Annotated in this window: 1 protein-coding gene; it reads left to right on the top strand. The window is 74.0% G+C overall.

The features are described 5' to 3' along the window. A partial coding sequence (locus tag H926_RS32770; RefSeq protein ID WP_158442041.1) for a TolC family protein occupies window positions 1–227 on the top strand: 227 nt, incomplete at both ends.

The following is a 227-nucleotide window of genomic DNA, read 5'->3' on the forward strand; positions in this document are numbered from 1 at the left end:
GGTCGATCCCCGGCGCCGGCGCCCGCGCGCGGGTCAAGGCGGCCGATGCCAGTGCCGATGCAGCGCTCGCGCATTTCGATGGCGTGGTGCTCGGCGCCTTGCGCGAAACCGAAACGGCGCTCGCCACCTATGCCGAAAACCACGATCGCCATGCCGCGCTGGATGAAGCGCTGGCCTCTGCCCGCACCGCCTCGGACCAGGCCCGCCGCCTGCGCGAGGCCGGCCGC

This window comes from Novosphingobium sp. B-7 (genome assembly GCF_000410615.1).
Classification (GTDB): Bacteria; Pseudomonadota; Alphaproteobacteria; order Sphingomonadales; family Sphingomonadaceae; genus Novosphingobium; species Novosphingobium capsulatum.